An 837-nucleotide genomic window follows, 5' to 3' on the forward strand; every position below is an offset into this window, starting at 1 on the left:
ACAAAAACCAAGTTCATACCTTAATCCGTTCATCATATGGTGGCCATTACCGACGAATGCTCCCTAAGCTTTTGGAGCTATTGAAATTCAAATCCAACAATACATTACATCGCCCAGTTTTAGAGGCTTTAGAATGGATAGCCGACCATCGAGAAAGTAAGCAGCAATATATAATTTTAAATGATCGAGTTCCTATCGATGGAGTCATTAAGCCAAAATGGCGAGAGGTTGTGATTGAGAAGCAAGGTAAAACTCGGCGCATCAATCGCATTAATTACGAGATCTGTGTTCTTCAAATGCTCCGCGAGAAACTGAGATGTAAGGAAATTTGGGTAGAAGGTGCAGACAAATATCGTGACCCGGATGAAGATCTGCCGACTGACTTTGAAGAAAAGCGAAACTCTTACTATCAGATTTTAGGGCATACCCAAGATGCTGCCGAGTTTGTCTCTCAATTAAAGAGTGATATGGGAGCAGCGCTTTCACATCTGAACAATACGATCCCAAAAAACAAACACGTAAGACTAAAACCCCAAGGGAAAAACCGCATCAGTGTTTCCCCTTACGAGCCGTTGCCAGATCCAGAGAATATTCTTTCTATAAAAAGCTCCATCCAAGAAAAATGGCCAATGACAAGTCTGCTTGACGTTCTTAAAGAGTCAGACTTACGTATCGACTTTACCTCCCGCTTTTCAAGTGTTGCCTCTCGGGAGAGATTAAGCCGAGATGAAATACAAAGGAGATTACTCCTCGTACTTTACGCGTTAGGCACAAATGCAGGAATAAAGCGACTTGCAGATGGCCCACATGGTTTTGGTTCGGGAGCTGCTGCACGTT

General features: G+C 42.8%; 1 protein-coding gene. It reads left to right on the forward strand.

Annotation, left to right across the window (positions count from 1 at the left end; genetic code table 11):
* Positions 1–80: 80 nt before the first annotated feature.
* Positions 81–837: Tn3 family transposase (locus tag A3729_RS29560; RefSeq protein WP_197476277.1), on the forward strand; the 757-nt coding region annotated here is incomplete at its 3' end.

Source organism: Oleiphilus sp. HI0043 (genome assembly GCF_001634935.1).